Annotated in this window: 17 protein-coding genes and 2 pseudogenes; 4 read left to right on the forward strand and 15 right to left on the reverse strand. The window is 61.8% G+C overall.

All coding sequences use genetic code 11. The features are described 5' to 3' along the window. Window positions 1-242: 242 nt before the first annotated feature. The 8 genes from mnhG to C4N04_RS02315 form a co-directional block, all read right to left on the reverse strand. Window positions 243-575 carry a monovalent cation/H(+) antiporter subunit G gene (gene mnhG / locus C4N04_RS02275; protein WP_096771101.1) on the reverse strand — a complete coding sequence of 111 codons (333 nt, stop codon included), beginning with the start codon at window positions 573-575 and terminating at the stop codon, window positions 243-245. Next, window positions 572-925, reverse strand: coding sequence for a cation:proton antiporter (locus tag C4N04_RS02280; protein WP_106795342.1), 354 nt, complete (start codon window positions 923-925; stop codon window positions 572-574). The genes mnhG and C4N04_RS02280 overlap by 4 nt, the downstream gene beginning before the upstream one ends. After that, on the reverse strand, window positions 922-1,395 hold the full coding sequence (locus C4N04_RS02285; protein ID WP_106795343.1) for a Na+/H+ antiporter subunit E: 474 nt from the start codon (window positions 1,393-1,395) through the stop codon (window positions 922-924). The genes C4N04_RS02280 and C4N04_RS02285 overlap by 4 nt, the downstream gene beginning before the upstream one ends. Continuing rightward, window positions 1,392-2,942, reverse strand: coding sequence for a Na+/H+ antiporter subunit D (locus tag C4N04_RS02290; RefSeq protein WP_106795344.1), 1,551 nt, complete (start codon window positions 2,940-2,942; stop codon window positions 1,392-1,394). The genes C4N04_RS02285 and C4N04_RS02290 overlap by 4 nt, the downstream gene beginning before the upstream one ends. Window positions 2,943-3,192: 250 nt before the next feature. Then, entirely contained in the window at window positions 3,193-3,570 is a 378-nt protein-coding gene (locus C4N04_RS02300) for a Na+/H+ antiporter subunit C (RefSeq protein WP_038687763.1), read from the reverse strand. After that, window positions 3,570-4,010, reverse strand: a complete 441-nt coding sequence (locus C4N04_RS02305; protein WP_039618707.1) for a Na(+)/H(+) antiporter subunit B — start codon at window positions 4,008-4,010, stop codon at window positions 3,570-3,572. The genes C4N04_RS02300 and C4N04_RS02305 overlap by 1 nt, the downstream gene beginning before the upstream one ends. Window positions 4,011-4,014: 4 nt before the next feature. Further along, a complete protein-coding gene (locus C4N04_RS02310; protein ID WP_106795345.1) occupies window positions 4,015-6,381 on the reverse strand; it encodes a putative monovalent cation/H+ antiporter subunit A in 2,367 nt (788 codons plus the stop codon). Between the two features lie 127 nt (window positions 6,382-6,508). Next, window positions 6,509-6,724 carry a hypothetical protein gene (locus tag C4N04_RS02315; RefSeq protein ID WP_010056887.1) on the reverse strand — a complete coding sequence of 72 codons (216 nt, stop codon included), beginning with the start codon at window positions 6,722-6,724 and terminating at the stop codon, window positions 6,509-6,511. Between the two features lie 188 nt (window positions 6,725-6,912). Between C4N04_RS02315 and msrB the strand changes: the two genes are divergently transcribed. From msrB to C4N04_RS02330, 3 genes and pseudogenes are all read left to right on the forward strand, one after another. Then, window positions 6,913-7,326 carry a peptide-methionine (R)-S-oxide reductase MsrB gene (msrB, locus tag C4N04_RS02320; protein WP_008528859.1) on the forward strand — a complete coding sequence of 138 codons (414 nt, stop codon included), beginning with the start codon at window positions 6,913-6,915 and terminating at the stop codon, window positions 7,324-7,326. 52 nt (window positions 7,327-7,378) lie between these two features. Further along, the gene (locus C4N04_RS02325) at window positions 7,379-7,612 is read left to right on the forward strand and encodes a hypothetical protein (RefSeq protein ID WP_106795346.1); all 234 of its coding nucleotides are present in this window, start codon (window positions 7,379-7,381) and stop codon (window positions 7,610-7,612) included. Window positions 7,613-7,626: 14 nt separating this feature from the next. Then, window positions 7,627-7,924 (forward strand): annotated as a pseudogene (locus tag C4N04_RS02330) (DUF982 domain-containing protein). A gap of 109 nt (window positions 7,925-8,033) precedes the next feature. On the opposite strand, the gene C4N04_RS02335 reads toward C4N04_RS02330, so the two are convergent. From C4N04_RS02335 to C4N04_RS02355, 6 genes and pseudogenes are all read right to left on the reverse strand, one after another. Continuing rightward, window positions 8,034-9,413, reverse strand: a complete 1,380-nt coding sequence (locus tag C4N04_RS02335; protein ID WP_106795347.1) for a DegQ family serine endoprotease — start codon at window positions 9,411-9,413, stop codon at window positions 8,034-8,036. Window positions 9,414-9,509: 96 nt separating this feature from the next. Beyond that, window positions 9,510-9,875 carry an SPW repeat protein gene (locus C4N04_RS02340; RefSeq protein ID WP_038687753.1) on the reverse strand — a complete coding sequence of 122 codons (366 nt, stop codon included), beginning with the start codon at window positions 9,873-9,875 and terminating at the stop codon, window positions 9,510-9,512. Further along, a complete protein-coding gene (locus C4N04_RS31510) occupies window positions 9,869-10,216 on the reverse strand; it encodes a DNA-directed RNA polymerase subunit omega (RefSeq protein ID WP_158775526.1) in 348 nt (115 codons plus the stop codon). Before C4N04_RS31510 ends, C4N04_RS02340 begins: the two co-directional genes overlap by 7 nt. Window positions 10,217-10,324: 108 nt before the next feature. Further along, a pseudogene (locus C4N04_RS02345) lies at window positions 10,325-10,669 on the reverse strand (NADH dehydrogenase ubiquinone Fe-S protein 4); the annotation flags it as partial. A gap of 66 nt (window positions 10,670-10,735) precedes the next feature. Then, window positions 10,736-11,245 carry an Hsp20/alpha crystallin family protein gene (locus tag C4N04_RS02350; RefSeq protein ID WP_038687750.1) on the reverse strand — a complete coding sequence of 170 codons (510 nt, stop codon included), beginning with the start codon at window positions 11,243-11,245 and terminating at the stop codon, window positions 10,736-10,738. An 88-nt stretch (window positions 11,246-11,333) separates the two neighbouring features. Continuing rightward, the gene (locus tag C4N04_RS02355; protein ID WP_038687748.1) at window positions 11,334-11,810 is read right to left on the reverse strand and encodes an Hsp20 family protein; all 477 of its coding nucleotides are present in this window, start codon (window positions 11,808-11,810) and stop codon (window positions 11,334-11,336) included. A 214-nt stretch (window positions 11,811-12,024) separates the two neighbouring features. Here C4N04_RS02355 and C4N04_RS02360 point away from each other — a divergent pair, with 214 nt between their 5' ends. Further along, a complete protein-coding gene (locus tag C4N04_RS02360; protein ID WP_096764224.1) occupies window positions 12,025-12,246 on the forward strand; it encodes a hypothetical protein in 222 nt (73 codons plus the stop codon). Between the two features lie 36 nt (window positions 12,247-12,282). On the opposite strand, the gene C4N04_RS02365 is transcribed toward C4N04_RS02360, so the two are convergent. Continuing rightward, on the reverse strand, window positions 12,283-14,490 hold the full coding sequence (locus tag C4N04_RS02365) for an amylo-alpha-1,6-glucosidase (protein WP_106795349.1): 2,208 nt from the start codon (window positions 14,488-14,490) through the stop codon (window positions 12,283-12,285). Window positions 14,491-14,500 lie beyond the last annotated feature (10 nt).

Raw genomic sequence — 14,500 nt, forward strand, 5'->3', positions numbered from 1 at the left:
TCAGTTTAGACATTGAAAAATCAACACTGAGGGACTTGGAAGCAGTACGATTGTAATTCACAATCAGAATTCTACTTGCATTTTCAAATACCATCGTTTGGCCGAAAGGCCAATTATTATTTGTCGTTTTTCTTGAGAAAAAATGGCTGGCGAAGAATTATAGGACTTTAGGCCAAGCTTTACTCACAGCTTCCTGTGCATAAGTCGAACGTAAAACAGGTTAAGATGGCAATAGCAACCCCTCAGCGTTCGCGCATATCATCGCAGACGGAGATGGCGCCGAGATCGTGTCCCGATCGATGTGCCGCCCTGGCCAGCAAATGGGCGGAAACCGGCGCCGTCAACAGGAAGAAAACGAACCCGGCAAGGGCGCGGGCGATAACCGCCGGATCCTGCGAATAGAGGCCGGCGGCAAAGAGCAGCAGGCCGGAACCGACGGTGCCGGCCTTCGAGGCCGAATGCATGCGGGTATAGAGATCGGGCAGCCGGACCAGGCCGATCGCCGCCGCAAGGGCAAAGAGCGCACCGGCAACCAGCAGCAGCGCGGTGACGGCTGCGACGAGATAAGCCGTCATCGTCCCTTCCTCCTTGCCCGGCGCGTCTTTGCGCCGCCCGTTGCCGCGGACACCGATGGCGGCGATTTGATGTTGCCGCGCGACAGCACGAAGCGGGCGAAGGCGACGGTTGCCAGGAAGCCGACGAGGCCGAGCGAGATGGCGATATCGATATAGAGGGAGAACCCTGTCTTAACCGCGATGACGGCAATGAAGCCGATGGCGATGCCGGTCAGCATGTCGAGGGCGAGGATCCGATCCGGCAATGTCGGACCTGCAACGACGCGCCAGACGGTCAAGAGCAGCGCCAGACCGAGGATGAGGAGGGCGGCCGAGGATGCGACGGCAACGATGTCGGCGGGCGTGATCACCGGAAGGCCTCCATGATCTTGCGTTCGAAACCGTTGGCAATGCCGCGCCTTGCAGCCTCCAGATCCGAGCAATCGAGCGCGTGGACATAGAGGGTGCGGCGATCTGTCGAGACATCGACGGAAAGCGTGCCGGGTGTCAGCGTGATGAGATTTGCCAGCAGGGTGATCTCGAAATCGCTCGTCACCGTCAACGGAAAGGCGAAGATGCCGGGCTTCAGCTCCATATCCGGCGACAGAACCGTGAGCGTGACCTTCCAGGCCGACAGCGACAGTTCCTTGAGGAAGAGGGCAATGAGCGACAGCACCAGGCGGGTGCGACGCAGATATCCCCCGCCGCCGAAGGGTTCGCGGATGACGGCCAGCGCCAGAGCCGCCAGCAGGAAGCCGAAGACGAGATTGTGCAGCGAGGCGCTGCCGGTAACGGCAACCCAGGCGATGGCAAGCAGCAGGTTGAGGAGGAAAGCGATCACCGCTGAGCTCCTTCCGGGAAGACCGAATGGAGATAGGCCTGGGGATCGGCAAGGCCGGCGGCGGCCGCTTGCGACAGCGCCAGCAGCCGTTCCGGCAGGATGCCGAAGCCGATGGTGAGCACGGTCAGCGCGGCGACCGGCAGAACGGTGCGCCAGGAAGAGCGCGACGGCGCGAGCGTCATCGGCGCGGGACGCCAATAGGCAAGGAGAAAGAGCCGGCCAAAGGCGATCGTCGTCAGAAAACCGCCGGTCAAGATTGTCGCCGCCAGCCACCAGGCGCCGCTATCGAGCGAGGCCTTGACGAGCATGACCTTCGGCCAGAAGCCGGAAAAGGGCGGCAGGCCGCAGGCGGCCAGGAAAAGCACCAGTGAAAGTGCGGCAAAGCCGCCGCTTTGGCGATAAAGCCCGCCGAGGTCCGACAGGCAAAAGCCGCCGCCGCGCCGGGCGATCTCGCCGGCGGCAAGATAAAGCGCCGTCATCAGCACCATGGAATGGAGAGCGTAGAAAACCGCGCCGCCGATGCCGCCGGCATTGCCGAGCGCGACGCCGGCAAGCATGTTGCCGATGCCCGAAATGACGACATGGCCGAATAGCCGGCGGACATCGTTTTCGGCAAGCGCGCCGAGCGCGCCAACGAGAATGGTCGCGGCGGCCGCGAGCGCGATCACAAGGCTGAGTTCGGCGCGTTCGGCCGGCAGCAGCATGACCGTCACCCGAACCAGCGCGTAGATGCCGACCTTGGTCAGCAGGCCGGCAAACAGTGCCGAGACGGTGATGCGCGGCGTATGATAGGCGGCGGGCAGCCAGAAATTGACCGGGAAGGCGGCCGCCTTCATGGCGAAGGCAAGCAGGAAGAGGCTTGCCAGCGACATCAACGGCGCCGTGCCGCTGATGTCTCGCGCCTTCCCGGCGATATCGGCCATGTTGAGCGTGCCGAAGACGGCATAGAGAATGCCGACCCCCACCAGGAACAAGGTCGTGGCGATCAGGTTGAGCACCGCATATTTCAGCGCCCCGTCGATCTGCTGCCGTTCCGATCCGAGGATGATCAGTCCGAATGAAGACATCAGCAGCACCTCGAACCAGACATAAAGATTGAAGACGTCGCCGGTGAGAAAGGCGCCGGTGACACCGGCCATCAGCAGCATGAGCAGCGGAAAGAAGCCGTAGCGGCGGCCGCTTTCGCTGATATCGGCCAGCGCATAGATGCCGCCGGCTAGCCCCGCAAGGGCTGCGGCGAAGGCCATCAGCGCACTGAAGAGATCGACGGTGAAGGCGATGCCGAAGGGCGGCAGCCAGCGCCCCATGACCATGGTGAGCGGTCCTTCGGCCGCGACCTTGGCAAGCAGCGCCGCATCGATCAGCGCCAGCCCCGCGAGGCCCGAAATGGCCAGCCAGGACTGCAGGCGGGGATGGGCGCGCACCATCAGCAGGACAGCGCCGAGCGTGATGCAATGGGCGACCGGCAGAATGGCGAGCCAATGCGCTAGCGGCACCGGGGCGGTCACCAAGGCGGCGGAGAGATCGACGGTGATTGGGGCGGCCATCAGGTGCGGCCTCCGGGATGGTCGGGGGCGTGCCGCAGGGTACCCCCCTCTGCCCGGCCGGGCATCTCCCCCACAAGGGGGGAGATCGGCAAGAGGCGGCCGCTTCTCGATATGGTAATTTCACGCCAAGCAGCTTCGCCGATCTGAGGCATTTGACTGGAGCGAGACGAGGCTCCCAGCCGATCTCCCCCCTTGTGGGGGAGATGCCCGGCAGGGCAGAGGGGGGTGAGCATCCGCACCGGCATTCGCGTCAATACCCCAATGGTGGCAGCGGCCGGTCGTCGGGTTCGGCGGCACGCATTTCGCTGGTGTCGTCGGTGCCGAGATCCTGATAGGCGCGGTAGGTCAGCACCAGCAGGAAGGCCAGGAAGGAAAAGGAGATGACGATCGCCGTCAGGATGAGCGCCTGCGGCAGCGGATTGGCCGTGCCGGCGGGCAAGGTCTCGAGACCCGCCGGGATGATCGGCGGCACTTCGCGCGTCAGCCGGCCTGATGTAAAGAGCAGCAGATTGACGGCATTGCCGAGGATGGCGATGCCGAGCATGATGCGGATCGAGAATCGCGACAGCATCAGGTAGATGGCGGCGGCAAAGAACAGGCCGACGAGGATCGCCAGAAGGGGCTCCATCACTCCATCTCCTTTTCTTCCGATGCCACTTCCTTTTCTTCCAATGTGAGGGCGATCGAGGTGATGGCGCCGAGTACCACGAGATAGACGCCGAGATCGAAGAGCATGACGCTCGACAGCGGCACCTCGAGGCCGAGAAGGTTCGGGTAGATCCAGAGGCCGGTCATGAAGGGAACGCCGACGACGATCGAGAGAAGACCGGCCGCAGTCGAAAGGAAGAGGCCGCAGCCGGCAATCGACAGCGGGTGGAAGAACAGCGCCCGGTGAACGGCGGCAACGCCGCGGGCAATGCCGTAAATCGCCAGTCCCGAGGCGGCGATCAGCCCGCCGATGAAGCCGCCGCCCGGCTCGTTGTGGCCGCGCAGCAGCACGAAGACGGAAAAAAGCAGCATCAGCGCGGTGAGGAAGGGGGCGATGGTGCGGAAGATCAGGGTATTCATACGATCATTCCCCTGCCCCCACCGCATCCGGATCATTGGCGGCAAGCTTGCGCTCGGTGCCGGCGCGGATGCGGATCAGCGCCAGGATGGCAAGGCCGGTGACCGCGACGACGGCGATCTCACCGAGCGTATCGGTGCCGCGGAAGTCGACGATGATGACGTTGACGACATTGGCTCCGTGGGCGATCGATTTTGAATAGGCGTTGAAGAAGGCCGTCAGCGCATTGTTGAACGGTGCCTGCGTCGCCCGCAGCAGCAAGAGTGCAAAACCGAGACCGCAGACGAGCGCCAGTGCGCCGTCGAACAGCCTGCGGCCGAACGGCCGCCGGTCGGCCGGTGAAAGCTTGAGCCTTGTCATGACGAGGGCGAGGATGACAACCGAAAGCGTTTCGACCATGAACTGCGTAAATGACAGGTCCGGCGCCCCGAACAGCAGGAAGATGACGGCGACGGCGAATCCCTGGATACCGAGCGAGACGATCGCCGTCAGTCGGTCGCGGGCGATGAGCACGGCGACAAGGCCGAAAGCGGCGATCAGCAGGACCGCCCCTTCATGCAGCCTGACATCCGCGGGCCAGGCGGGAAAGCGCGGCAGTTCACCATAAACGATGGGCGGAACGATCAGGATGGCGGCGAGGCAGAGGAACGTGGAGGCGACATAGATCTCAAGCCGTCCCGGCTGGACGACACGCATGAGGCGGGCGGAGAAGCGCACAAGAGCCGATACGGCAAGATCGAAGCCATGATCCGGCCCCCGCCCGGCGGCGCGCAGGAAAACGGCCATCCAAAACCGCGCGCGATCGAGCTGCCAGTAGACGCCGATTCCGAGCGACACTGTCAGCAGCGACAGGATCAGGGGCAGGCCGATATGCGGCGCCAGCGAAATGGTGATTTCGACCCGGGTTCCGCGGATCGCGGCTGCGATCGGCGAAGACAGAGCGGCATGGGTGAAGCTCGAGAACACCGCCGACAACAGGCCGAGGACAGCGAGAGCGGCGGGGCCGAGCCAGAGTAGCACGGGCGCCTCGTGCGCGGATTTCGGCGTCTCGACCTTCTGGCCGAGGAAGGGTTTCAGCGCCACGGCAAAGGCGACGGCAAACATCAGCGCGTTGCCGAAGACGGCGATCGCCGTGAAGGTGATGGCGCGGATGTCGCCGCCGGCGAGCGCCGTATAGATCTCCTCCTTGGCGAGAAAGCCGAAGAAGGGCGGCAGACCGGCCATGGAGAAGGCCGCGGCAAGGGCGATGAGCCATGTCAGCGGCATCGCCCGCCTGAGGCCGCCGAGCCGGGTGATGTCGCGCGTGCCGGTTTCGTGATCGATGATGCCGGCGACCATGAAGAGCGCGCCCTTGAAGAGGGAATGCGCCACCAGATAGAGCGCCGCCGCCTCCACCGCGTGGTCCGAGCCGAAGCCGATCAGCATGACGAGCAGGCCGAGCGACGAGACGGTGGTATGAGCGAGCTTGAGCTTCAGGTCGGTCTGGCGGATGGCGAGCGCCGTGCCGACCACCAGGGTGAGCCCGCCGAAGAATGGTAGAAGGATTTCCCAGGCGGGCGTTGCCCCCATGACCGGGTTGAGCCGCATCAGTAGATAGACGCCGGCTTTCACCATGGTGGCCGAATGCAGGTAGGCCGAAACCGGCGTCGGCGCCTCCATGGCGTTCGGCAGCCAGAAATGAAAGGGAAACTGCGCCGACTTGGTAAAGGCGCCGCCGAGCACCAGAATGAGAGCGGCGAGATAGAGCGGGCTTTCGCGCAGGACATCGCCCGACACGATCAGCTGCGACATCTGCGTGACATCAGACATGTTCCAGAGGATGAGCAGGCCGGCGAGCAGGCACAGCCCTCCCCCGCCGGTGACGACAAGCGCCTGCAGAGCGGCGCGACGGGCCGCCTCGCGCTCGTGATCGAAGCCGATCAGCAGGAAGGAGGTAATCGACGTCAGTTCCCAGAACACGAAGAACATCAGGAAGCTGTCGGACACCACGATGCCGAGCATCGCGCCCATGAAGAGAAAGATGAAGGAGAAGAAGCGGCCCTGATCCTTGTGTCCCCTAAGGTAGGCGCCGGCATAGAGCACGATCAGCGTGCCGATGCCGGTGATCAGCAGCGCGAAGGCCAGCGACAGCCCGTCGAGGAACCAGGAAAAGGAGAGGTTGTAGCTCGGCACCCAGGCATAACCGCCGGTGACGGTCTGACCGCGTGCGACCTGCGGAAGCAGGCGCAGAAAATGCAGGAAGGCGAACAGCGGAGCGGCGGCCAGCAGCCAGGCACCGTTTGCGCCGAGAAAGCGGATGACGAAGGGAGCGGCAAGAGCGCCGGCGAGCGGCAGACACAGGGCCAGAAATGTCAGAGCCGTGACATCGGCCATGTCTCCTCCTCTACCGCCCAGACGGAAAGCCGATCTCAAATCGGCTTGTCTTCTGACTTAGGCGAAACGGCAAGGCGTCTCAAGCGATTTCGGTCGCAGCCAAACCACGCTGCAAAGTTCCAAGCCCTCAGGCCATCGATCGGGAAAGACGCGTCAGCAACCGGACGGCGCAGCCGTGCAAGACGAAGGCCACAAGCGCCAGCGGCCAGAGCAGGCAGGCGACCAGCCCGGCAAGACGATGGAACGTCAGGCCGTCATGATTGGCCCAGCCTTCCAGCATCGTGATCGCGATGGCGACCGCGGCCACGAGACCGTAGAGCAGGACGATTGCCGCTTCAAACACCAATGTTTCCTCAATGCACGTAACATTAACCCTAACAGAAAACCCTTAATGGATGTAAAAGAAATCGTCTTCCCTGAACTGCTGCATGCCGCGATTGTCACCGCAGGCGCTGAAGGCTTGATGAAGCAAGGACGGCGCACCACATTTCCTCGCAAGACGGAACCGCCCCTCGGCGAAAGGAGCACGTCATGTCCGAAACTGCAACCACCGCCAAGATCCATAAGACCGACGCGGAATGGAAAGAGCAGCTGACGCCCGAGCAATACCGCATCACCCGCCAGCACGGTACCGAACGCGCCTTCACCGGCCCCTACTGGGATTCCTTCGAAACCGGGCTTTACCGCTGCGTCGGCTGCAACGCGCCGCTTTTCCGCTCCGACACGAAATTTGATGCCGGCTGCGGCTGGCCGAGCTATTTCGAAGCAGTGTCGCCCGATGCGGTGACCGAGCATCGCGATACCACCTACGGCATGGTGCGCACCGAAATTCGCTGCGGCACCTGCGACGCCCATCTCGGCCACGTCTTCCCCGACGGCCCGCCGCCCACCGGCCTGCGCTACTGCATCAACGGCCACGCCATGGTGTTCGAGCCCGGGAAATAAGGCGTTCGGCTCTGAAAGCGGCCAAGGGGGATTCCGCACGCAGGAGCGGCCGATGGCGCTGCCCGACTGGCTGACCCTGCGGGAAATCACGCCTGCCGATCTGCCCTTTCTCCACCGCATTTTCGGCGATAAAGGCGCCAATTTTTTCTTCGTTCCTATTGAATTAAAAGCCCGCAAAAACCAATTAATCTGCCGCAAGCCGAGCGCCCCTAAGAGGCCGCTGCCTTATCGCCGATCACAGCTCGGAGGCCGCTTGGCGCAGATTGCTCGTTCAACATCGCGGTAGGGAAGGAGCGAATGATGAAACCCGATGTGTTCAAACAGCCTGTCACTATTTTTGTCGGCCTTGGATTTCCAGCGAAGGTCCGAACAGTCATGGAGGCGTATCGGCATCTTGCCGAATGGCCGGAGACATTCAGAGACCCCGCCCATTCTATTGCCCTCAAGGCCTGCACCGCCGCACTCCGCGGCGAAATCGAGGCGGAAACCGCCCGCGGCCTGTTCGTCGCGTTTGCTGAGAAACACGATCTGCTGGCGCCGGAGAGCAGCCTTGATGACGTCGCTTCCGCAGCGGAACAAGGAACCGCACGTTCGTTGAAAATCTTCGGGGCATGAGCGCCCGTCGGCGATTGGCCCGCGGTGTAGAAACACTACACTCAGCGGGCCGGCCAGCGCGTTAACATCACGAGAGGGACGCTCACCCTCATTCACCTGATGACCAAAAGAAAGCGCGCGCCATCCCGCAATAGTTCCAGGGCGGCTACAGCCGCCTTGCTGATGGTACGACGCAATTCTGTAACCGAGGAGACTGGGGTTCTGTTGACCGCGACGATTACGTCGCCTGCACGAAGGCCGGCGCGGTCGGCTCGGCTGTCAGCAGCCACGCTCTCGATCACGACGCCCGAGGCTCCAACTGCCCCGGATTCGGGTGCCGAGGCGTCCCGCAATATCGCACCGTCGAGCAGCGTCCCCGAGAGGTCAGAGGAGGTGCGACTTTCGCTCGTGGTGGTGACTTCAATCTCGCGCTGCTCGCTGCCGCGCTTCACGGTCAGCCTAATCTCGCTGCCCACTGGCGTGAGGCCAATGCGGTTCCTGAGGTCAGTCGCGCCACGCACCGCGTTGCCGTCCACGGCGGTCACCACATCGCCGGTTTTCAGTCCAGCCCGATCGGCGGCCGAGCCGGGTTCGACGTTGGCGACGAGCGCGCCGCGCAGGTCACCGAGACCGAGCGCGTCTGCCAGATCCGGTGTGATATCCTGGATGCCGACGCCCAATCGGCCACGCTGTACCTCGCCATGGGCGATCAGCTGCTTCATCACCGACACGACCATGGTGGTTGGCACCGCAAAGCCGATGCCGACATTGGCGCCCGCAGGACTGAGAATCGCGGTATTGATCCCGACCAGCTTGCCGTCTAGCGTCACCAGGGCACCGCCAGAATTGCCCGGGTTGATGGAGGCATCGGTCTGGATGAAATCTTCGTAGCCCTCGATGTTCAAGCCGCTTCGTCCGAGCGCACTGACGATACCAGATGTCACCGTCTGGCCGAGCCCGAAGGGGTTACCGATTGCGACGACGTAGTCCCCCACCTTGAGAGCATCGGAGTCTCCGATCTCAATGGCCGTAAGGTTCCGCGCATCGACCTCGAGCAGAGCAAGGTCGGTACCCTTGTCACTGCCGACAAGTTTCGCAGCGAGTTGCCGGCCATCCTTGAGCGTGACTGAAATGTCCGTACCCCCATCAACGACGTGGTAGTTCGTCAGGACGTAGCCCTTGGAGGCGTCCACGATGACGCCCGAACCGGCACTCATTCTGGCTCTCTGCTGCTGCTCCGGCAGATTAAAATACCGACGGAAATAGGGATCGCTGAATAGCGGATTGTTCTCGGAGGGGGAGCGCGAGAGGACGCCAATGTTGACGACGGCAGGCGTGATACGCTCCAGCATCGGTGCCAGCGTCGGCAAGGTGGCCGACGGTGCCGCTCCTGCTGTCTGTGCAACGCTCGGCGTGACTGCGAAAAGCGCGGCTCCAGCGGCAATGGCTACGGAAGCAACAATCGTGTGGAGTCTTGCGGAGAGATCAAACATCGGTTGCTCCTTGGATCTGACGGTTACTACTCCGACATCGTCCTTGGCACCGGGCAAAAGAACGGGCTCGGACACCCGAGCCCGTTCAGACCGGACTCATGCGGCCGACAGCGGATGGTTATGACTGAACCAGATGCTGCCTGCGGCCAGGACAGCGACTACAATGCCGGCAATCACATGCGCCCACATGGCTGCCGTCACGGCCGAAAAGCCGAGAATCCATGGAGCGACCAGGGCCCAAAGGCCGAGCACCAGGTTCGCCCACTCCTCCGCCTCATAAAACGCATAGAGAGCCGCGACGGCGAGCACGGTGATGGCAGCGCCGACAATCCATGCATTCCAGGCTGCAGAAGTTTCAGCGGCGAAGCCGAACAGCCAGGGTGAGATCAAGAGGCCAAGACCGGCAACGATATTGACGATATCGAAAGCCGTCCGGTTGTTAGAAGACAGAGACTTCAGCATCGGTCATTTCTCCTTCTTGTTTTGGTTGGATCATCAATGGACCGCCTCCTGTGGACAGGAGACGGCTGCGGCGCCAGTGGATCACCGTCACCGCAAGCCTCGGAAATCGTGGCGCGGGGAGCTGCAAGTGGGGCTGTTGCCGATATTCCCGCCAGGAACAACAGTCCGCCCTTCCTAAAGGCGTCGCCTGCGATCTCCTTAAATTTGAGCTCGGTCGGGCTTTCGGGCAGTTCGGGGACCGGCTTCGCACCACGCCCGAAACGACCGCGCGCGGCCGCAGCAACCGTTAAAGCAAACCTGTCGAGCTGGATTTTGTGGCAATCCACGACATGCGGGTTCATGGGCGCACCTCATGCTGCCTTGTGTTCGGGCAGATCATGACCCCGTCTCCCGCCCTCTCGTCCGGGCACGACCAGCCTCGGAGACAGCTGTGCGCCCGTGTCTGCCTGTCGTTGCAAGAAGTAATCGAGACCCTGCCGCTCCGCATAGCGAATGGCCGATTCGAGGGTCGGAAATTTCAACTCCACCTGCACCAGCGTCTCACCACTGCCGGTGTAGCCCAGCAGAGGCTCGATGAACGGAGCGCTGCAGCGATCGAAGACAAGCCGCCACTCCTTGGTCGGTGCGGTTGCCGACGTCATCACGGAGCAGGACGGTTTCAAGATGCGGGCAGTGGCATTCTCTGGAAACAGTGATCTTCCCGCAAGAGGATGGCTGCGCCGATTGTTGTTCGAGGCGCGGGGACCGCAGGACTTTAATTCGCTTTCCTTCTGTAATTGATGAACAGTTTCCACCGTTTATCCTCCCCATTCCGGCAAGGACAAGCGGCGGCCGCGGGGCGGCCGCCGCGCTCGTTTCGATCAGCTCCTGATGGCGATGCGCTTGACCTGTGACTGAGCCTTTTCGGTCTTTGGCAAGCTTACGGTCAGGACGCCGTTCTTGAAGGTGGCCTCGACCTGGTCTTCCCTAACCTCCATGCCGAGCGGGATACGTCGCTCGAAGCGGCCGTAGTAGCGCTCCGAGAACTGCTTCTCCTTGTCTTCCGTCTCGGAACGTTTTTCACCCTTCAGCGTCAGAACGCCGTCATTGAGCAGGACCTCGATGTCCTTCTCCTCGAGGCCGGGGACTTCCGCGGTCACCTTGATTTCCTTGTCGGTATCGGAGATTTCGACACTCGGCCAGCCGGCACCGAAGCCGCTGGCGCCACGCATTGACGGCAGCCCGGAGCCGAAGCCGCGGAAAACATCGTCGAACAGCCGATTGACTTCGCGATGGAGTGACAGGAAGGGATCGCGGTCATCGTCGCGAAAAAGAGTCGGAACCTGGTTGCCGTTGTTGCGACCCCAGGGAATCAAGTCACGGACACTCATGGTTTTACTCCTTTCTGGTGGTTGTTGGGCAAGCTCTCCACATGGCGCCAGCCATCTCGCCGATGGCTGCCTGCTGCCGGGGCAGAGCTCAAGCCGCGTGCTTGCCGGCTTCGATCTGTTCCGGTTCCGCCTTCGGCATCGCCTGAGCCGTTGCGATCTCAATTTGGCGCGGCTTCACCTCTTCCGGTGTTTCGCGCTTGAGACCGATGGTCAGCAGACCATTGACGAGCTCGGCATCCACAACCTTCACGTGGTCGGCGAGTTCGAACCGGCGATGAAACGGCCGTGTGGCAATGCCGCGATGCAGATACTGAACATCTTCACCATTCGCCTTCTGGCCGGAGACGACGAGCATGTTCTCCTCTTGACTGAGCGCCAATTCATCCTGTGAGAAGCCCGCCACTGCCATGGTGATGCGGTAATCATCCTCGCCGGTCTTGACGATGTCATAAGGCGGCCAGTTGTCGACTGTCTCGGCGCGGCGTGCAGCCTCGAGCGCATTCAACATTCGTTCGAAGCCGACGCTCGAGCGAAACAGGGGCGTGAAGTCGGAGTTTGTCCTCATAGCCATATCCTCCTCATAAGCAACATGGATACAAGGAGACGCCAAGAGCGACCGGCGTCTCCTGGACCTTCTGTCGACCCCTCTTCAGCGATCGACAATATTTATGTAATTCAGCGGCTTAACGTTTCAAGGGGATGGAATTTCGCAGAGGAAAATTGATTTCATTTATAGGCGCACCATATGCTGGGCGCAGCTTGAACCAGGAGAAATGGCTATGACAATGACTTCAGGCGACGTCATCGCCGTCCTTGGGCCTGCCGACAGCACGCTTGTAGCCGAGGTCATCGCAACAGGTGCAACGCAGGCCGAACTTGCCGAGGCATTTGCCTGGGCCAACAACGATGAGGCGCTAATCGGCGAAGGCCGACCTCTGCCGACCGGCCGGATTGCTGCGCTGATCGACCTGCTGAGGGCGGATGAAGAGGAAGAGGATTAGAGAGGCGGGGACCCGCCTACTCCAGACCGTGCTTCGTCATGCGGTGGTGAGCACCTGAACGTTGCCCCGACGATCGATGACATCGACCACGACCTGCCGTCCCGACCCCCGGATGGCGACGTCAGCCGAACCACTGCCGATCCACAGGTGCCGCAAGATCACCTCGTCGACGAACGAGGGAAGTTGCGGCAGATTGAAGCTGATTTGCATGCCATCCGGGTCGAAGTCGAGGCCGAGACAGGATTGCAGCAAAGACAGGGGCGCTGCAGCCGCCCATGCTTGAGGCGAGCAGGCAACCGGATAAAAGGTCGGCCCCCGTGCCCGCTGACGCGGCATGCCGCAAAGAAGTTCGGGAAGCCGCCTGAGCTCGATATAGCTGGCGGCTGCGAACAACCCTTCGAAGATGCGCGCCGCTTCGGTTCGATAGCCATAACGGGCAAGGCCAGTGGCGATCATGGCATTGTCGTGCGGCCAGACCGAACCATTGTGGTAGCTCATAGGATTGTAGCGTGCTTCGGTGGAGGGAAGGGTGCGAATGCCCCAGCCGCAGAAGGACGATGCACTCATCAGAGTGCGGGCAATCTGTGCCGCCCGTTCAGGATAAGCTATACCGGTGAACAGGGCATGGCCGGCGTTCGACGATCGAACCCGGCAGGGTCGTTTGTCCCCGTCCAGGGCCAGCACATATGTGCCGAGTTCCTCGTCGAAAAAACTGATGTCAAAGGCACGGCGCAGTCCTTCCGCCCGCGCGAGAAAGCTCGCCGCTCGTTCCGGCTTACCGATTCGCCGAAAGATTTCCAGGGCACTTAGCCAAGCCCCATAGACATAAGCCTGAACTTCGGCGATCGCGATCGGCCCCCTGGCCAATGTGCCATCGGCATGGAACACCGAGTCGTGGCTGTCTTTCCATGCCTGATTGATCAGGCCCTCTTCGGTCAGCCGACCATACTCGACGAAGCCGTCGCCATCGCGATCGCCGTATTCGTCGATCCATGTCAGCGCTGCCTCGATATGCGGCATCAGACGTTCGATAGTCGCAAGATCCGAGGTTCGTTTGAGATAATCGCCTGCCAGCATGACGAACAGCGGCGTCGAGTCGACGCTGCCGTAATAACGCCGGAATGGAACCTCGCCCAGCTCGGCCATTTCACCGTAACGCACTTCGTGCAGGATCTTGCCCGGCTCGGCGTCCGAGGCAGGATCGACGTTCGCCGCCTGGTTGGCGGCCAGATGACAAAGAACCCCGCGCGCAATCTCCGGATCGAGCCAAAGTGTCTGATGCGCGGTGATCAAAGCGTCGCGGCCGAAGACGGTGCTGAACCAGGGAATTCCAGCGTAGGGATAGGGACCTTCCGCCGTGTCGGTCATCAACATGTAGAGGTCGGAGACGCTGCGCCGCGAAACTTCGTTGAAGATCTCGTTGGAAGTTGCAATTAAAGCCGCGCGCGAGGAAGAAGCGCGCAGCGCACGGCGTGCATCCCGCAGCGCCAGGAAGAAAGAATAATGGGCAGGTTGATCGGCGGAGGTCTGGTCGCAGCCGATGGTGATGAAGAGCGATCTGGACTCGTGCGGATCGAGCTCGAAATCGTAGGTCACAAGATCGCTGCGGATTTCCGAGGGCTCAGGTACAAAGGAAAGTCGCGTCGACCGCTTGTGATCGTCCAGGCCGATATAGGAAAGGAGGATGCAAGCCGGCTCGATTACGGCGGGAAGATCGCGGCCTCTCTTTGCTCTTGCCGTTCCGCGGACTTCGAAAAGATCGGCGAAATCCGCCTGGAACGCGATCTGGATGCGGACATGTTGGCGCCGTTCGTCATAATTCCGCACAGCCACCCGCTCATAACAGCGGTCATTCCACAGAAACCGTGACCTGCGCAGGTGAATCAGGTCATGGCCCATGACCAGCTTTCCCCTGTCATCGAACAGGTCAGGATTGGTGAGGTCGCAAGTCAGCGTGGCGTTGTCATCTCGAAGGGTCGACGACAAAAGCATCGGCCGCTGTCCATTGATCGTCAGGTAGAGATGCGAGAGATAACGGGTATCCCGGTGGTAAAGACCTTCTGGGCTTCCAGGCCCGGATAGAGCGTCGCCATTGTAGTCGAAGACGGCGAACGTATCGCCGTGCTTCAGGGTACGCGGCCGGCGCTCCTGTAGCGATGCGGCAGCCGGAATGAAGAACTGGGCGACCGCCGCCGGGCGTAGTGATGCAGTGGCGGCGTCGATGCCCGCAGAAATGTTCGACATGTCTCCTCCT

The sequence above is a fragment of the Rhizobium sp. H4 genome (assembly GCF_003013335.1).
Taxonomy (GTDB): domain Bacteria; phylum Pseudomonadota; class Alphaproteobacteria; order Rhizobiales; family Rhizobiaceae; genus Rhizobium; species Rhizobium sophoriradicis.